This is a genomic window from Aestuariivita boseongensis, assembly GCF_001262635.1.
GTDB lineage: Bacteria > Pseudomonadota > Alphaproteobacteria > Rhodobacterales > Rhodobacteraceae > Aestuariivita > Aestuariivita boseongensis.
Genome location: NZ_JXYH01000068.1, coordinates 1 through 16,995 on the forward strand (window position 1 = coordinate 1; position 16,995 = coordinate 16,995).

At 62.5% G+C, this 16,995-nt stretch carries 17 protein-coding genes; 6 read left to right on the forward strand and 11 right to left on the reverse strand.

Features of this window, described 5'->3' with window-relative positions:
- Positions 1-2 precede the first annotated feature (2 nt).
- Positions 3-1,175: a thiolase family protein gene (locus TR61_RS17940; RefSeq protein WP_050931904.1), complete on the reverse strand. Its 1,173-nt coding sequence runs from the start codon at positions 1,173-1,175 to the stop codon at positions 3-5.
- A gap of 94 nt (positions 1,176-1,269) precedes the next feature.
- On the opposite strand from TR61_RS17940, the gene TR61_RS17945 reads away from it, so the two are divergent.
- The 3 genes from TR61_RS17945 (at position 1,270) to TR61_RS17955 (ending at position 3,902) form a co-directional block, all read left to right on the forward strand.
- Complete coding sequence (locus tag TR61_RS17945; RefSeq protein ID WP_050931905.1) at positions 1,270-1,608, forward strand: STAS domain-containing protein; 339 nt, start codon at positions 1,270-1,272, stop codon at positions 1,606-1,608.
- A 38-nt stretch (positions 1,609-1,646) separates the two neighbouring features.
- On the forward strand, positions 1,647-2,099 hold the full coding sequence (locus TR61_RS17950) for an ATP-binding protein (protein ID WP_082182032.1): 453 nt from the start codon (positions 1,647-1,649) through the stop codon (positions 2,097-2,099).
- Between the two features lie 225 nt (positions 2,100-2,324).
- A complete protein-coding gene (locus TR61_RS17955; RefSeq protein ID WP_050931907.1) occupies positions 2,325-3,902 on the forward strand; it encodes a gamma-glutamyltransferase family protein in 1,578 nt (525 codons plus the stop codon).
- 69 nt (positions 3,903-3,971) lie between these two features.
- On the opposite strand, the gene hspQ is transcribed toward TR61_RS17955, so the two are convergent.
- On the reverse strand, positions 3,972-4,298 hold the full coding sequence (hspQ, locus tag TR61_RS17960; protein WP_050931908.1) for a heat shock protein HspQ: 327 nt from the start codon (positions 4,296-4,298) through the stop codon (positions 3,972-3,974).
- Between the two features lie 84 nt (positions 4,299-4,382).
- On the opposite strand from hspQ, the gene TR61_RS17965 reads away from it, so the two are divergent.
- Positions 4,383-5,264, forward strand: a complete 882-nt coding sequence (locus tag TR61_RS17965) for an AEC family transporter (RefSeq protein WP_050931909.1) — start codon at positions 4,383-4,385, stop codon at positions 5,262-5,264.
- A gap of 76 nt (positions 5,265-5,340) precedes the next feature.
- Positions 5,341-5,934, forward strand: a complete 594-nt coding sequence (locus TR61_RS17970; RefSeq protein ID WP_050931910.1) for a transglycosylase SLT domain-containing protein — start codon at positions 5,341-5,343, stop codon at positions 5,932-5,934.
- Between the two features lie 39 nt (positions 5,935-5,973).
- Here the strand turns inward: TR61_RS17970 and TR61_RS17975 are convergent, their stop codons facing one another.
- The 4 genes from TR61_RS17975 to TR61_RS17990 all read right to left on the reverse strand — a co-directional run bounded on the left by TR61_RS17975 (position 5,974) and on the right by TR61_RS17990 (position 12,116).
- Complete coding sequence (locus TR61_RS17975) at positions 5,974-6,570, reverse strand: LolA family protein (RefSeq protein WP_050931911.1); 597 nt, start codon at positions 6,568-6,570, stop codon at positions 5,974-5,976.
- 69 nt (positions 6,571-6,639) lie between these two features.
- Positions 6,640-9,477 (reverse strand): DNA translocase FtsK, encoded by a 2,838-nt coding sequence (locus TR61_RS17980; RefSeq protein ID WP_050931912.1) that lies wholly within the window; start codon positions 9,475-9,477, stop codon positions 6,640-6,642.
- Between the two features lie 20 nt (positions 9,478-9,497).
- Positions 9,498-10,679 carry an aminotransferase class I/II-fold pyridoxal phosphate-dependent enzyme gene (locus TR61_RS17985; protein ID WP_050931913.1) on the reverse strand — a complete coding sequence of 394 codons (1,182 nt, stop codon included), beginning with the start codon at positions 10,677-10,679 and terminating at the stop codon, positions 9,498-9,500.
- Between the two features lie 108 nt (positions 10,680-10,787).
- The gene (locus tag TR61_RS17990) at positions 10,788-12,116 is read right to left on the reverse strand and encodes an amidase (RefSeq protein WP_050931914.1); all 1,329 of its coding nucleotides are present in this window, start codon (positions 12,114-12,116) and stop codon (positions 10,788-10,790) included.
- A 49-nt stretch (positions 12,117-12,165) separates the two neighbouring features.
- On the opposite strand from TR61_RS17990, the gene TR61_RS17995 reads away from it, so the two are divergent.
- Entirely contained in the window at positions 12,166-13,428 is a 1,263-nt protein-coding gene (locus tag TR61_RS17995) for an FAD-dependent monooxygenase (protein ID WP_172677020.1), read from the forward strand.
- A gap of 81 nt (positions 13,429-13,509) precedes the next feature.
- On the opposite strand, the gene TR61_RS18000 is transcribed toward TR61_RS17995, so the two are convergent.
- The 5 genes from TR61_RS18000 to TR61_RS18020 form a co-directional block, all read right to left on the reverse strand.
- Entirely contained in the window at positions 13,510-13,689 is a 180-nt protein-coding gene (locus tag TR61_RS18000) for a Trm112 family protein (RefSeq protein WP_050931915.1), read from the reverse strand.
- Positions 13,686-14,327 carry an LON peptidase substrate-binding domain-containing protein gene (locus tag TR61_RS18005; RefSeq protein WP_050931916.1) on the reverse strand — a complete coding sequence of 214 codons (642 nt, stop codon included), beginning with the start codon at positions 14,325-14,327 and terminating at the stop codon, positions 13,686-13,688. Before TR61_RS18005 ends, TR61_RS18000 begins: the two co-directional genes overlap by 4 nt.
- Before the next feature lie 26 nt (positions 14,328-14,353).
- Positions 14,354-15,271, reverse strand: a complete 918-nt coding sequence (locus TR61_RS18010; protein ID WP_050931917.1) for a thioredoxin family protein — start codon at positions 15,269-15,271, stop codon at positions 14,354-14,356.
- Between the two features lie 57 nt (positions 15,272-15,328).
- Positions 15,329-16,117 carry an exodeoxyribonuclease III gene (gene xth / locus TR61_RS18015; protein WP_050931918.1) on the reverse strand — a complete coding sequence of 263 codons (789 nt, stop codon included), beginning with the start codon at positions 16,115-16,117 and terminating at the stop codon, positions 15,329-15,331.
- Between the two features lie 63 nt (positions 16,118-16,180).
- The coding region (locus TR61_RS18020) for a zinc-dependent alcohol dehydrogenase family protein (RefSeq protein WP_050931919.1) at positions 16,181-16,995 on the reverse strand (815 nt) is incomplete at its 5' end.

The window sequence follows — 16,995 nt, forward strand, 5'->3', positions numbered from 1 at the left end:
GATCAGACCCGTTCGATGGCGATTGCCGTGCCTTCACCTCCGCCGATGCAGATGGCGGCGACGCCCCGTTTGAGGCCCCGTTTCTCCAGCGCATTGAGGAGCGTGACGATGATCCGGGCGCCAGACGCGCCGATGGGATGGCCCAGGGCACAGGCGCCGCCATTGACGTTCACGATGTCGCGCGGCAGGCCCATTTCATGCATGAAGGCCATGGGCACGACAGCGAAGGCTTCGTTCACCTCCCACAGATCGACGTCGGACTTTTTCCAGCCGATCCGGTCGAGCAGTTTTTGTGCGGCAGGCACCGGGGCGGTGGTGAAAAGGCCCGGCGCCTGGGCGTGGCTGGCATGGCCCAGAATGCGGGCGCGGACGGTGAGGCCCTGTGCCTCGGCCGCGTCGGCAGAGGCGATGACAAGCGCCGCCGCGCCGTCGGAGATGGAGGAGGAATTGGCCGCCGTGACCGTGCCATCCTTGCGGAAGGCCGGTTTGAGCAGCGGGATTTTTTCGGGCCGCGCGCTGGCGGGTTGTTCGTCGCGGGTGATGACCTCTTCGCCGGTGCGGGCGTGGAGGGTCACGGGGGTGATCTCATCATCAAAGGCGCCGTTGCGTTCGGCCTCCAATGCGTTGTCGAGGGACGCGAGCGCATATTGGTCCTGCGCCTCGCGGGTGAACTGGAACGCTTCGGCGCAATCCTCGGCAAAGGTACCCATGAGGCGGCCCCTGTCATAGGCGTCTTCCAGACCGTCGAGGAACATGTGGTCGATGACCTGACCATGACCGATCCGCGCGCCGCCGCGCATCTTTGGCAGGATGTAGGGGGCATTTGTCATGCTCTCCATGCCGCCCGCGACCATCGTGTCGGCATGGCCCAGCGCGATCTGATCATAGGCCATCATCGCGGCCTTCATCCCTGAACCGCACATCTTGTTCAGCGTGGTGGCGGGCACCTCTTCTCCCAGTCCGGCGGCGAAACCGGCTTGCCTCGCGGGGGCCTGGCCCTGACCGGCGGGCAGCACGCAGCCCATAAGCACCTCGTCGACAGTCGACAGGCCCGCGCCTTTCATCGCGGCCTTGATCGCCACACCGCCCAGCGTGGCGGCGGGAACGCCGTCGAACACGCCCTGAAAGCCCCCCATGGGCGTGCGCGACGCCCCTGCAATCACAACCTCTTTCATCGTGGTTTCCCCTTTTGCCTTGCGGATGCACACCGATTGGTAAGGTTTTCACCTTAGCCATGGCGATCTGACGCAACTGACGTAGGACCCTTCGATGAGCCTTGCAAGCAAAGACATCAACCGGATGCGGATCGTAACGGTGAATGCGGACCGGATAGATGCAGCCATGGCGATCCAGTTCAAAGAGGATATGCGCCAGATCACTCAGGGCGCGCCCGACCGGGTTGTCCTGGATCTGAGCAAGGTGGATTTTGTGGATTCCAGCGGCCTGGGCGCGATCGTGGCGGCGATGAAGCAGCTGGACGGGGCCTGCAAGCTGGATCTGGCAGGCCTGTCCGATCCGGTTGCCAAAGTCTTTCGGCTGACCCGGATGGATACGGTGTTTCAGATTTTCGACACCGTGGATGACGCAACCCTGGCCGAGGCAGAGTGAGCTTCGACAAACCGTTTTGGGGACATGCCGTGGACGATATGCCCATGACCTGTCATTTCGATTGCGCTGCCCAGGACCTGGCAGTGCGTGACGTGATGATCCGCCTGCGCGCCGCGCTGGTGGAGCGGGTGCCCTGCCGTGATGCGCGCAGCTCGGTCGAGATCGCGGTGGCAGAGGGGCTGAACAACATCGTCGAACATGCACTGTGCGACCAGCCGCAGGCCCGAATCCATGTAAAGCTGATGGTTGAGGGGGGACAAATCTTTGTCCGGCTGCGGGACGAGGGGCGGGCGATGCCGGGCTGGCGGTTACCAAAGGGCAAACCGACCGATCTGAACGTCGGCCTGCAGGATCTGCCCGAGGGCGGATTTGGCTGGGGCATGATCCACATGCTGGCCGATCAGCTGGACTACAGCCGGATTGACGGGGTCAACCGGCTGAAGATGTGGTTTCACGTTGATGGCAGTGAAACGCCCTGCGCGCGGGGATGATTGTCACAGATTTGCCTTATTCGCACCCTATTGGCGACGCAGTGCATCAGCATGGTCGTTCTTGTAGCTGCATATAGCTTCCCTCGGCGCCGTGTGTTAACAGCCCCCACCCAGTGCGCGGCGTCGAGGAACATACCCTCCTCCTGACATTTTCAAAATGCGCTGGCCTTCACCAATGGGCGAGATACATTCGCGCCACCACAGAAGACGGGAGCAGGGACAGATATGCGCGACTTTCATCAACCGGGCCGGTCGGCCGTTTTGGCAACAAACGGGATCTGCGCCACGTCGCACCCCTTGGCCGCCAAGACCGCCATCGACATTCTGGAACGTGGCGGCAACGCGATGGATGCGGCGATTGCCGGGGCGGTACTGCTGGGCATTTGCGAACCGCAGATGACCGGGATCGGCGGGGACTGCTTTGTTCTGTATAACCGTCCGGGCGAGGATGAGGTGCGCGCGATGAACGGGTCGGGCCGGGCACCAGCGGGTGCGTCGGCTGCGACACTGCGCGCGGAGGGCCACGCGGTTGTGCCGCCCTATTCCGCCCATGCTGTCACAGTGCCCGGTGCAATCGACGCCTTCTGTCACCTGTCGGAGACCGAAGGAAAGCTGGGCATCGACGCGCTGCTTGCACCCACGATTCACTATGCAGAGACCGGTGTGCCCGTGGCCCCGCGCGTGGCCTTCGACTGGAGCAGCGATGCGGAAGTTCTTCAGGGTGCGGCGCGCGACGCGTATCTGGTGAACGGACAGGTGCCCAAGGTCGGTCAGGTCTTCAGCGTGCCCGGTCAGGCCGAAGTGCTGCGGCGCGTCGCCAAGGACGGTCGCGATGCGTTCTATACCGGTGAAATCGCCGAGGACATGGTCCAGACTCTGCGCGCGCTTGGCGGAACCCACACTGTCGAGGATTTCGCCGCCACGCGCTGTGATTCGGTCACGCCGATCAGCGGCGGCTACAAGGATGTGGAGCTGGTGGAGCATCCGCCCAACGGTCAGGGTGCCACGGCGATCCTGATCATGAACATCCTCAGCCAGTTCGATATCGCCGGGATGGAGCCGTTCGGCACAGCGCGCGCCCATATCGAGGCCGAGGCTGCGAAGCTGGGCTATGACGCGCGCAACCGGTTCCTGGCAGATCTTGATCATATGAGCCGGCTTGAGCATATGCTGTCGATGGACACGGCAAAGAAACTGGCCGCCCTGATTGATCCGCGCCGCGCGATGGAAGCGCCCGCAGCCGTTTCGGAGGCGGTGCATAAGGACACGATCTATATCACCGTGGTCGATCGCGATCGCATGGCGGTGTCGCTGATCTATTCCATCTTCCACGGCTTCGGATCGGGCATCGCGTCGGACAAGTTCGGCATCCTGATGCAGAACCGCGGTGCCGGCTTCACCCTTGAGGAAGGCCACGCCAACGAAATGGCGGGCGGAAAGCGGCCGATGCACACGATCATTCCCGCGATGCTGCGCGAAGGCGGCAAGATCACCATGCCGTTCGGCGTGATGGGCGGGCAGTACCAGCCCAACGGTCATGCGCGGGTGGTCAGCAACATCGTCGATTTCGGCATGGACCCGCAAACGGCCCTGGATGCGCCGCGCGCATTCTCGGACGCGGGCAACATGAAGGTGGAGCGGGGATATTCCGACACGGTCCGTCAGGAGCTGGCAGATATGGGCCACGCGGTGACGATTCCCGACACGCCGATTGGCGGCGCACAGGCGATCCGCATTCGCGCCGATGGCGTGCTGGAAGGCGCAAGCGATCCGCGCAAGGATGGATGTGCTCTGGGATATTGATGGGGTGGCGGGACAGGTCCCGCCCTACATCACTGGCGCTCAAGGCGGGACGTGTCCCGCCTTCTGTCGTCAATTCAGCTGGAAATGCAGCGGATAGGCACCGTCCTGGAAGGGGCCGAACATCTCGTCAATATCGGGATGGCCCACCGGTTCGCCGGAGTAATCCGCGATCAGGTTCTGTTCGGACACATAAGCGACGTAATAGGATTGATCGTTCTCTGCCAGCAGGTGGTAGAACGGCTGGTCCTTCACCGGACGGCTTTCTTCGGGAATCGCCTGATACCATTCCTCGGTATTGGCGAATTCGGGGTCGACATCGAAAATCACCCCGCGAAACGGGTGTTTTCTGTGCCTGACCACTTGGCCGAGGTGATATTTTGCTCTCGCTGTCTGCATCATCTTGAAGCCCCTGGGTTTCGGTATTAGCCGGTTTGAGGCGGGCTTGTCCAATATTTGCCACAATTTTCCGGGAAACAGTTTGTGAACCTTGCCTTAACAGTCCTTGAGATCGTGGCGCCGGTATTCCTGCTGGCGGCCATTGGGTTTACCTGGGTCAAACTGGGCGCCGAATACCGCATCCGGTTCGTCACGCAACTGTCGATGACGCTGGGTGTGCCCTGCCTGATTTTCACCGCCCTGATGAAAACCGAGCTTGAGCCAACCGCGCTGACGGCGCTGACGCTGGCCTCGGTCGCGGCTTATGCGGCGGTAAGCGTCGTGACCGCGCTTGTCGTACGACTGTTGCGCCTTGAGACGCGGACATTCACCGCGCCGCTGATCTTTGGCAACACCGGCAATCTGGGCCTGCCGCTGGCGCTGTTTGCCTTTGGCGATGTTGGATTAAGCTATGCCGTGGTGGTCTTCGCGGTGATGGCCATCCTGTCTTTCACCTTCGGGATCTGGCTGGTGGCGGGCGGCGGATCGCCTGTCAAAGTGCTGAAAGAGCCCATGGTCGCGGCCACCCTGCTGGGCGCGCTGTTTCTTTGGCAGGGCTGGGAAACGCCGCGTTTTCTGACCAACACGCTGGACCTGATCGGCCAGATCGCGATCCCGCTGATGCTGATCACGCTGGGTGTTGCCGTGGCCCGTCTGAATGCCAGCGGCCTGGGCCGCGCCGTGCTGTTGTCGGTGCTTAAACTGGCGATCTGCGTTGGTCTGGCCTGGAGTGTGGGCCGGTTTTTCGAACTGGATCCGGTGGCCTTTGCCGTTCTGGTCTTGCAGGTGGCAACGCCGGTGGCCGTCACCTCGTACCTGCTGGCCGAGAAATACGGCGCGGATGCCGATGCTGTGGCGGGGCTGGTCGTGGCCTCGACCTTGTTGGCGGTTCTGGCCTTGCCGGCGCTGTTGGCCGTGCTGCTGTGAAGGAAAAGTGATTTCACGCAGAGCCTCTTTGCGATAAACTGCTGCAAAACAATAGTCGCAGAAGTGCGAGAGGCAGATGAGCAGAACTTTGATCGCAGTCCTGGCTGTGCTGATTTTGGCGTCATGCGGCAGCCGGTATAATTCGCAACCGCGCAACCTGGACAACGCCTGCAGCATCGTCAGCGAGCGCCCGGAATACCTGCGCGCCTTCAGGGCCACCGAACGCCGTTGGGGCGTGCCGGTGCATGTGCAGATGGCGACGATTTATCAGGAAAGCAAATTCGTGGGCGATGCGCGCCCGCCCTACCGGTACACGCTGGGTATCATTCCCATGGGCCGGCAATCGACCGCCTTTGGATACAGCCAGGCACTGGACGGGACGTGGGATGAATATCGCCGCGAAACCGGCAAGCGGGGCGCACGGCGGGACGATATCCGCGATGCGACCGATTTCATGGGCTGGTACATGCTGGAATCGCGCAACCGTCTGGGGATTGCGCTGTCGGACGCGCGCAACCAGTATCTGGCCTATCACGAAGGGCGCACCGGGTATGCCCGCGGCAGTTACAACAGCAAAAGCTGGCTGCTGCGCGTATCGGGTGAGGTGGCGGCGCGGGCCAATATGTACGAGGCGCAACTGGCCAATTGCCGAAGCGCGCGGCGGGGATAAACGCCCGCCCCGGACTTGATCCGGGGCCTCTGCTTTGGCTTACCTGTCGGGCCCTTCGCCAATCAGCTGCGCGTTGAACAGATTGTCACTCAGCGCGCCACCAGTTTCCAGCGATTGCAGGATAACGGTGGTTTGACCGCCGCCGCTGTCATTGATCACCCATTTGCGCAGCTCGACCGGGTCACCAGTGAATGACAGCTGAATATTGCCGTATTCCGGGTTTTCGGGGTCTTGCGCCGTGACAACCGTTGCGGTGCCGTCAAAGCCGTGGCCCGTCACCATATTGGCGCGGTCCAGATCCACCGTAGGCGCCAGGATGATCGAAAGCGGCGTGCGGTTCAAAGGATAGCTTTCCGGTTCGGTGTTCGATTTGGGATCAAAGATCACCACCGCGCCGCCGCCCGCAACGACAAGGGCTTCAACCGGGGGATCATATTCAAACCGAACGCGGCCCGGGCGCTTGATGTAAAGCGTGCCGGTTTGCAGGCTGCCATCGTCATTGATCTGGGTGAAGGGCGCCTTCGCCGTGGTCATCCGGTTAAGATAGGTCGAAATCTCCGACAGCGGAACGGCCTCGGCCAGCGCAGAGGTTGCGCTGGCAAGACCAAGGCAGGAAGCAATCAGGAACCGTTTCATAACCTGTACCTAGGCGTGCCAGACGTCAATTGCACCTGCCCGCCGCTCACATACGCGCGATTGTGCCGGTCAACCTTGTTCCGGCACCAGAATATCGCGCTTGCCCACGTGGTTGGCAGGAGAGACCAGCCCCTCCTCTTCCATCTGTTCGACCAGACGCGCGGCCTTGTTATAGCCGATCGCCAGTTTCCGCTGAATGTACGAGGTCGAGCATTTGCGATCCTTGATCACGATAGCCACGGCCTGATCGTAAAGCGCGTCTTCGCCATCGGTGTTCCCGCCAAGGCCCAGAACAAGGTCGATATCGCTTTCCTTTTCCTCATCGGGGCCGTCCACGACGCCGCCCACGTAATCGGGCGGACCAAAGGCCTTGAGGTGGTTGACGATCTCTTCGACCTCCTCATCGCTGACGAAAGGTCCGTGGCAGCGGGTGATCTTGGCCCCACCTGCCATGTACAGCATGTCACCCATGCCCAGCAGCTGTTCCGCGCCCATTTCGCCAAGGATGGTGCGGCTGTCGACTTTCGATGTCACCTGGAAGGAAATCCGGGTGGGGAAGTTCGCCTTGATCGTGCCGGTGATCACATCGACCGAGGGGCGCTGTGTGGCCATGATCAGGTGAATACCGGAGGCCCGCGCCATCTGTGCCAGACGCTGGATGCAAGCCTCGATCTCCTTACCGGCGACCATCATCAGGTCGGCCATCTCGTCAACGATGACGACGATATAGGGCAGCGCTTCGGGCTTGGTCTCTTCGGTCTCGAACACGGGTTCGCCGGTCTCATCGTCAAAGCCGGTTTGCACGGTGCGGGTGAACATCTCGCCCTTCGCCAGCGCTTCGCGTACACGGCCGTTGTGGCCTTCGATGTTGCGTACGCCCATCTTCGACATCTTGCGATACCGTTCTTCCATCTCGCCCACGACCCATTTGAGGGCGACAACCGCCTTTTTGGGGTCGGTCACAACAGGTGACAGAAGATGCGGGATGCCGTCATAGACGGACAGTTCCAGCATCTTGGGGTCAATCATGATCAGGCGGCATTCCTCGGGCGTGAGCTTGTAGAGGAGCGACAGGATCATCGTGTTGATCGCCACGGATTTACCCGAACCGGTCGTCCCCGCGATCAGCAAGTGGGGCATCTTGGCCAGGTTCGCGACAACCGGATCGCCGCCGATATCCTTGCCCAGCGCAAGCGGCAGGCGCATGTTGCTGTCGCCAAAATCGCGAGAGGCGAGGATTTCGCGCAGCACCACCTTTTCACGGTGCTCATTCGGCAGTTCGATACCGATGACGCTGCGGCCCGGCACGGTGGACACACGCGCCGACAGCGCCGCCATCGACCGCGCGATATCATCGGCCAGACCGATCACGCGCGAGGCTTTCAGACCCGGCGCCGGTTCCAGTTCGTACATCGTCACAACTGGGCCCGGACGGACAGAGACGATTTCGCCCTTCACGCCGTAATCATCCAGAACGCTTTCCAGCATGCGGGCGTTTTCTTCCAGCGCCTCATCGCTGAGGTGGTGGCGTTGGATCGTCGTGGGATTTTCCAGCAGGTTCAGCGGGGGCAGTTCAAATTCGCTGCGCGTTTCCTCGAAGGCCAAGGCAGGCTGCGCTTCGGCCTGCGCACGGCGCGACGGCGCGGGGGCTTTGCGCGGTGTGTTCTGGACGACCTTGCGCGGCTCGCTCACAGGGATGGTGTGCGGGGCAGGCGCGGGGTCTTCCAGCGGCAGGGTTTGCGCGGGCGTTGCGGTCACCGGGGGTTCGGCGCGCATCTGCGGCGCGGATGTCAGCGGTGGTTCGACACGCGCCTCGCCTGGTGCGCGATAGATCAGCGGATCGGGGCCGCGTCCCAGGCCACGGGTCAGCGGCGCATCCGCGGTGGGGGTGATCATGGCGGGCTGGCGCACGCGGGCCTTGATCACATCGGCGATCTTGGCCTTGATCCGGTCTTCGCCCGGCGCGTTGACGCCATCAAGGCCGGGTGCGGGCTCTTGTTCGATCAGCTCGGGATCGGGCATCGGCTCGGGCCGCCGGATGAGAGAGGCCAGAAGGCCCGGCTTCGACACGGGTTCCGACGCGGCGGCAGGGGCCGGCGGGGCGATGGGCGTTGCCACCAGCGGGGCCGCGCGTTTCACCGGCGGTTCGGCGGCGTGCTGCTGCGCGGCCAGCGCGGCTTGTTCTGCGGCCAGAGCCTTGCGTTCGGCGTGGCGGTCTTTCAGACCCTGCGCCGTGGTCAATGTGCCCGAGGCCGCCCGGCCCAAAAGCGTCATCAGCCCGGCATAAACCATCACAACGCCAATCATCAGGAAGCGGGCAAAGCGGGTCAGTTCCGCACGAGTGTAGCCCAGCACGAACAACAGCATCGCCAGCATCGCCACCGCCATGATGGCCGACACGATCTTGAGGCCCGCAACCGATCCAAGCGGCAAAAGGGTCAGAAGCGCGCCCATTACGGTGTCACCGAACAGTCCACCCAGGCCAAAGCTGTGCACACGGGTCCAGTCGGCACCGGGCACAAGCGTCGCGGCGTAAATCGAAATCAGCGCAATCGCGATCGGCGCAAAGATAAGCCGGCCAATAGCGCGCTCTTCGCCCCGGTGCAGTGCCAGACGGCCGCCCCAGACGATCAGTACGAGCGCAATGGCCCAGCTGCCCCAGCCGATGATCATGAACAGGGGCGCGGCAATCGCAGCCCCCATGCGCCCCATCAGGTTCTGCACCGGCGCATCCGTGGACACCATCCAGTTGGGGTCATCCGGACTGTAGGATCCGATCATCAGCGCGGCCATGACGCCAAGGGCGATCAGCATCAGGCCGATCAGCTCTTTGCCGCGCCTTTCGATGGCGGCTTGCATCTTGCTGTCCAAAAGCGGGTCACGGCTGCGGTGGTTAATGGATGCCATACTCGTCCCTCAGTCTTTCATTATGCGAAAAGACAGTCGCGCAGGGTCGTCAGCCCGCGCGCCATCTCGTCTTTTGGGGCCACCATGGCGACCCGGATGTATCCCTTGCCCGGATTTTCGCCGCCTGCGTCCTGGGCCAGATAGGCCCCGGGCAGCACGCGAACCCCGGTTTCTGTCCAAAGCTTCAACGCCGCAGCCTCTCCATCCTCGACCGGGAGCCACAGGAAAAACCCCGCCTCGGGGCTCATGTAACCCGGCACATTGCCAAGGATGTCGTCTGCAATTGCGTATTTCTCGGCATAAAGACGGCGATTTTCGGTCACGTGGTCTTCATCAGCCCAGACCTTTGCCGCTGCAGCCTGCAAGGGCGTGGGCAAAGGCGCACCTGCATAGGCACGCAGCATCTTGGTGCGTTTGATGGTTTCCTCACCACCCGCGATGAAGCCCGAGCGCAGCCCCGGCAAGTTCGACCGCTTCGACAGCGAATGGAAGATCAGCACGCGGTCGGGGTCTGCGCCCATCTGGGTCGCGACTTCCAGAGCGCCTGTAGGCGGTGTGTCGCGATAGATCTCGGAGTAACACTCATCGGCAAAGATCTTGAAATCGTATTTTTCGGCCAGCGCGATCAGATCCTGCCAATAGGTTTTGCTCGCCACTGCCCCCTGCGGGTTGGCGGGCGAACAAATGTAAGCAATGGCGGTGCGGTTCAGCACGTCAGTGGGCAGAGATCCGTAATCGGGCAGATGGCCAGACTGGCCGGTTGCGGGCACAAAGCGCGCCTCGGCCCCCACGGAAATCGCGGCGATCATGTACACCTGATAGAACGGGTTCGGCGACAGGATGATCGGCTGCTTGCCATTCTTCAGTTCGGGGCAAAGCGCCATGGCCGCGTTGTAAAGCCCCTCGCGCGTGCCGTTCAGGGCCATGACCTGGCTGTCGGCATCCACGGCCACGCCGTACCGGCGCCTGACCCAATCGGCGATGGCCCCGCGCAGTTCGGGCGACCCTTCATTGGGCGGATAGCTGTTGAAGCCCGCCGCATTGGCCACGATTTCATCGGTAATCCAGGCAGGGAACGCGTGTTTCGGCTCCCCTATCGTCATATGCACGACATCCCCGCCCGGCGCATGCACGTCGAGCAGCGCCCGCAGGCGCGGGAACGCATAAGCCGGTAGGTTCGAAAACCGCTCGGGGAAGTCCATCAGATCTGCCTCAATGCCGGGATCGTTATCGCCCCGTTTGCACTGAAACTACACGCGGGCAGCGACTCCGTCCAGAAAAAGGAACGCAAGTTGCTGGTTTTGTGGCATTTAAGCCAAAGCGCGTTCTGCGGCGGCACCAACGCGCAAAAGCGCCGCTTCCATATGGGGTTTGCCCAACATCATCAGCCCGCAAGAGGGCGTCCCCGTGGGCAATGTCAGCGCTGACAGCCCCATCAGGTTGCCCACCCGCGTGTTGCGCAGCGCCATCAGGTTTTCGGTCACGTAGTAGTCGTGATCGCTGCCCAGCCGTTCGATATTGGGCGGCAGGATCGGGGCGGTCGGGGCCAGCACGGCGTCAAAACCGGCGGTGGTGGCGTCCCAGATCTGGCGCACCGCGTCGATCTTGGCCCAGGCGGCCACGTAATCAGGGCCAGAGAAACCCTTGCCCGCACGGAACCGCTCAAGGATCTGGTCGAACATCTTGTCAGGCGCGGCCTCGATCACGTCACGCCAAAGACCATAGGCTTCGGCGGTGAACAGCACCGCCGAAAGCGCCATCGCCTCTTCCAGCGCGGGCACGTCCAGGGGCTCAACCGTGGCGCCCGCGTCCCTCAGACGCGCGACGGCGTCTTCATAGGCCTTCAGCGGTTCGGGGCGGATGTCGTCCAGTACGCTGGTTTGCAACGCGGCAAAGCGGCAGCCTTTCAGGCTGGCGCCACCCAGATCGGGGCCTGCGGTGCCTTCCATCGCGCCCAAAAGAAGCGCTGCATCTTCCACCGACCGGGCCAGCGGGCCGATCGTGTCGAATTTCAACGCCAGCGGCACCACACCTTCCAGCGTCAGACGGCCCGTGGTTGTCTTCAGCCCCACCAGATCGTTCCAGGCCGACGGGATCCGAACCGATCCGCCCGTATCCGACCCGATGCCTGCAGCAGCAAGGTTGAACGCAACCGAGGCCGCAGCCCCTGACGATGACCCGCCCGGCGCGGCGCCCGGATCGTTGACATTGGGCGAAGTGGCGGTGATCGGGTTCAGACCCAAGCCCGAAAAGGCCAGTTCCGACATGTGCGTCTTGCCCAGACACACCAGCCCCATGGCCGTGGCCTTTTCCAGCACCACCGCATCGCGATCCGGCACCCGACCTTCCAAAAGGGCCGAGCCCGCCTCGGTCGCCACCCCTGCGGTATCGAACAGATCCTTCCAACTGATGGGCACCCCATCCAGCGGTGACAGGCGCTGCCCCGCCCGCGCACGGGCCTGTGCCGCCTGCGCCTCGGCCAGGGCGCGATCATGGGTCACGCGGGCATAGATGCGGGGCGTTTCGGAATGGCTGTCGATGGCCTCCAGATAGGTCTGTGTCAGCTCCAGCGGGTCAATCTCTCCCGCTCCGATTCCGCGGCCCAGTTCCGCCGCCGTCATGCTCAGCCAGTCTTGCATTGCCCTGCCCTCGTTCCACTGCCGCGACAAGGTAGCGACAGGACCGCACATGGACAATCCCGCCCGCGCGTCCATATTCCAGATCATGACATATGACAGCGATATCCTGATTGTCGGAGGCGGCCTGAACGGCCCGGCCCTGGCCCTGGCAATGGCGCAGACCGGCCATAGCGTGACCGTAATCGACGCCCTGCCCCAGGCCGCGCGCGAGGCCGAGGATTTCGACGGCCGGTCTTACGCCCTGGCGCTGGCGTCGCAACGGCTGCTGAACGCGATCGGGATCTGGGAGAAGGTGGCGGATAACGCCCAGCCCATGCTGGAAATCAAGGTCACCGATGGCCGCGCGGGGGAAGGCCCCTCGCCCTTCTGGATGCATTTCGACCATGCCGAAATCGAAGAAGGCCCGATGGGATACATGGTCGAAGACCGCTTCCTGCGCCGCGCCTTCCTTGATGCCATGGCAGATCAGCCCCTGATTACCCAGATCAGCGGCAAAACCGTGATGGCGCAGGATGCCACGACCAATGCGGTCTCGGTCACGCTGGACGATGGCAAGATCCTGACAGGCCGCGTGCTGGTGGGGTCGGATGGCAGGCGCAGCGGCACAGCCGAACGCGCGGGCATCAAGCGCACCGGCTGGGGATATGGCCAGACCGCGCTGGTCTGCGCGGTGGCCCATGAAAAACCCCATAACGGGGTGGCGCATCAGTTCTTCATGCCGCCGGGGCCGCTGGCAATCCTGCCGCTGACAGGCAATCGCAGCTCCATCGTCTGGTCCGAAACCGACGAGGAGGCCCAGCGCATCAACGCGCTGAACGACGCCGCCTATCTTGACGTTCTGCGCCCCCGCTTCGGCGATTTCCTGGGCGACATCTCCCTTGCCGGGAAACGCTTCACCTATCCGCTGAACCTGACGATCGCCAACAGCTTCATTGCCGACCGGCTCGCCCTGATCGGGGATGCGGCCCATGGCGTGCACCCCATCGCGGGTCAGGGCCTGAATGCGGGTCTGCGCGATGTGGCGGCTTTGGCTGAAACCCTGACACTGGCCGCGCGCCGTGGAGAAGACATTGGCAGCGAACAGGTCCTGCTGCGTTACCAGCAATGGCGCCGCTTCGACACGGCCACGCTGGCGCTGGCCACGGATGCGTTCAACCGCCTCTTTTCTAACGACAACCCGCTTCTGCGCGCCGCGCGCGACTTTGGAATGGGCGTGGTCAACGCCTTGCCGGGCCTGCGCCGTGGCTTCATCCGCGAGGCCGCCGGCCTGACAGGCGACCTGCCCAAACTGATGCAGGGCAAGCCGATCTAAGCTGCTCCTTGCTTCTTTCTGGCCCAAAATACTCCTGGGGGAGCCCCGGAACGGGGCGGGGGCAAAGCCCCAAAACAGCGCCTAATCCAACACCCGCGCTTCATCCACCAGCATGACCGGGATGCCATCGCGGATCGGAAAAGCCAGGTTGGCGGCTTTCGACACCAGTTCCTGTTTCTCCGCATCATATTTCAGCGTCTGATGAGTCACCGGGCAGATCAGCGCCTCAAGCATATGGCGGTCAAAACCGGGGGTGCTCATTGCATCATCTCTTCACTGTTGCCGCCACGCAAGGCGAATTCGATCAGGGTCACCAGCGTTTCGCGCCGCGTGGGCAGTGACGGCGCTTCCAACAGGGCCTGTTTGTCCTCGGGGTCGAAATCCAGAAGCATCGACAGGGAATTCACCAAAAGCTCATCATCCGCATCTGTCAGCGTATCCCAATCGGTCGAAAGCCCGCGCGCAGCAAAGTATTTTTCCAGCAAGCGCATCAGCGCGTCCCGGTCAAAGCGCGGATCGCTTTCCGCATTGCCCAAATCGCGGTCAAATCCTGCCCAGTCCACATTGCATTTCCGGTAAGGCGAAAAGCCCGTCACCTCTTCGATCACGCGGAACCGCGATATGCCGGTGAGGGTGATCAGGTACCGGCCATCCTCCGTCTCGGAAAACTGGGTGATGCGACCAGCGCAGCCGATATGGTGCAACGCGTCTTTCTTCCCGCGCATCGGGTTGGGCTGCACCATGCCGATGATCCGCCCATGCGTTTTCAACGCGTCATCGAACATCTGCAGATAGCGTGGCTCGAAGATATGAAGCGGAAGACGTGACCGGGGCAGCAAAAGCGCCCCGGGCAATGGGAAGACGGCAATCGTCTCGGGCAGATCAGCGGCTTTGATCATAAGACGGAACTAGCGTGCCTGAGGCGTCAGGCAAATATCATCGAGCTGAGTTTCCGCCGACCGTTCAGAACAACCGGATCATTCGGCTTGAGCGCATCGAAAATCGTGAAAAGCTGCGCCTTGGCGGCCCCATCATTCCATTCCCGATCCCGGCGGAAAATCTCCAGCAGGTGATCCACGGCCGCCTGCCCGTCGCCTGCGGAATACAGCGCCTGCGCCAGATCAAACCGCGCCTGATGATCGTCAGGGTTTGCGTCAACGGCTGCCTGCAGCTCGGCCACAGGGCCGGAATTGGCGGCCTGGCGGGCAAGCTCAAGCTGCGCATGGGCGGCTTCCAACTCGGCGGTTTGCGCAATCTCGGCCGGGGCGCCGTTCAGGATCGCTTCGGCCTGATCCAGATCATCCATCGCGATATGGGCGCGCACCAGCCCGCCATAGGCACCGGCGTGGTTCGGGTCTTCGCCAATGATCGCGGCAAAGGTCTGGGCCGCATCCACGGCTGCGCCTTCGGACAGCATCTCTTCGGCCGCGGCCACGGCCTCATCCAGCTGATCACCGGGCGCTTCGCCGCCAGCGGCCTTGATCACGCGGTCGATGAAGGCCTGAATTTCCGATCCGGGCAAAGCGCCCTGAAACCCGTCAACGGGCTGACCTTTCCAGAAGGCATAGACCGTGGGAATCGACTGGATCTGCAGCTGGCCCGCCAGCATCTGCGCTTCGTCCACGTTGACCTTGACCATCTTGACCGCGCCTTTCGCGGCGGTGACGGCAGCTTCCAAAGCGGGTCCAAGAGTTTTGCACGGGCCGCACCACGGCGCCCAGAAATCCACGATCACCGGCACGGTCTGCGACGCCTCGACCACATCGGCCATAAACGTAGCCTCGGTGCTGTCCTTGATCAGATCGCCCTGTTCAGGGGCGTTGGAGAGTCCCAGATCCATCATATCTCTGTCCTCTGCTGAAATACGTTTGCGGCTTATATGAGCGTTACGACGCCGGAATCAAAGGTCAAAACTGGCAAAAACCGGGGCATGGTCGCTGGGTTTTTCCCAACCGCGCGCGTCGCGCAGGATGCGGGAGTTATGCGCGGCGTTAGAGATATCGGGCGTGGCCCAGATATGATCCAGGCGGCGGCCTTTGTCGGCGGCGTCCCAATCGCGCGCGCGGTAGGACCACCAGGAATAAAGCTGGCCTTCGGGGATGTCTTGCCGGGTGACATCGACCCAAGCGCCTGCATCCTGGGTTTCGGCCAAGTGTTCCACTTCGATGGGCGTATGGCTGACGACCTTCAGAAGTTGCTTGTGGCTCCAGACATCGTCCTCACGCGGGGCGATGTTCAGATCGCCCACAAGGATAGACTTTTGGGGCTTTTCCGCGTGGAAGTAATCCCGCATCTCGGTCAGATAATCGAGCTTTTGTCCAAACTTCTCGTTCACCTCGCGGTCCGGCACATCGCCGCCTGCAGGCACATAAAAATTGTGGATCGTCACCCCGTTTTCCAACTGCCCCGCGATATGGCGCGCATGACCCAGCGAGGCGAAATCGCGGTCGCCCACATCGGTTATCGGCAGCTTCGACAGGATCGCAACGCCGTTATAGCCCTTCTGCCCACGGGCAATCATGTGGGTGTAGCCCAGCGCCTGAAACGCCTCCACCGGGATCTTGTCGACCGGGGATTTGCACTCCTGCAGACACAGCACATCGGGCGCTTCCTCGGACAGAAGCTTGGCAACCAGCCCCTCGCGCAGACGGACAGAGTTGATGTTCCAGGTGGCAAGGGTAAAGGGCATGGCAGCACTCCGATAACGTTCCGGCGCACCCTAACGGGGCGCGCCGGGGGATGGAATGCCCGATCAGATCCCGTTGGGCGCCAGCAGCACTTTGCCGGTGCGTTCGCCGGCCATGGTATAGCTAACGGCCTCGGCAATCTCCTCCAGCGGGAAGATCTTGTCGATGGACGCATGCAAGGTGCCTGTGGCGACGGCCTGGGTCAGGGCGGCATAGGTTTTCATCCGCTCTTCCTTGCTGGCCTTGTTGAACCAATGCACCAGCCAGAAGCCCTTGATCGTGATGTCGCGGAAAATCATAGACCCTGCCGGGATCTGCGCATTCTGCATCGACATCGCGCCGTAATTCACCAGAACGCCGCCCTCTTCCAGTGTTTCGGCCAGACGGCCAAAGGTCTCGCCCGCAACAGCATCCAGCGCCAGTTTCATCTTGGCACCGGTGGCCTGGCGCACATCTTTGGCCAGGTTCGGGCTGTCCACGATCACTGCCGCGGCGCCTGCTTCTTCCAGCGCAGGCGCGGCACTTTCGCGGCGCACCACGCAACAGACGTTGATGCCTTTGGCCTTTGCCAGTTGCACCACATAGGTGCCCACGGCCGAATTGGCCGCCGATTGCACGATCCAGTCGCCTTCTTTCAGGTCCACGAATTCCGTCAGCAGAAGATGCGCCGTGGCCGGGTTCACCATCAGCATGCAAAGCTGGTCGATGTCCCCTTCGGGCAGGGGCACCAGATGGTTAATCTGGCCCACGATCTCCGTGCGCCAGGCGCCATCGCCGATGGGCAAAAGCACCAGTTGGCCCACCTGAAGGCCATCGCCATTCACTTCGGTCACGCGGCCGATGCCTTCATTTCCGGCCGTCGCGGGCAGCGGCGGGCGGA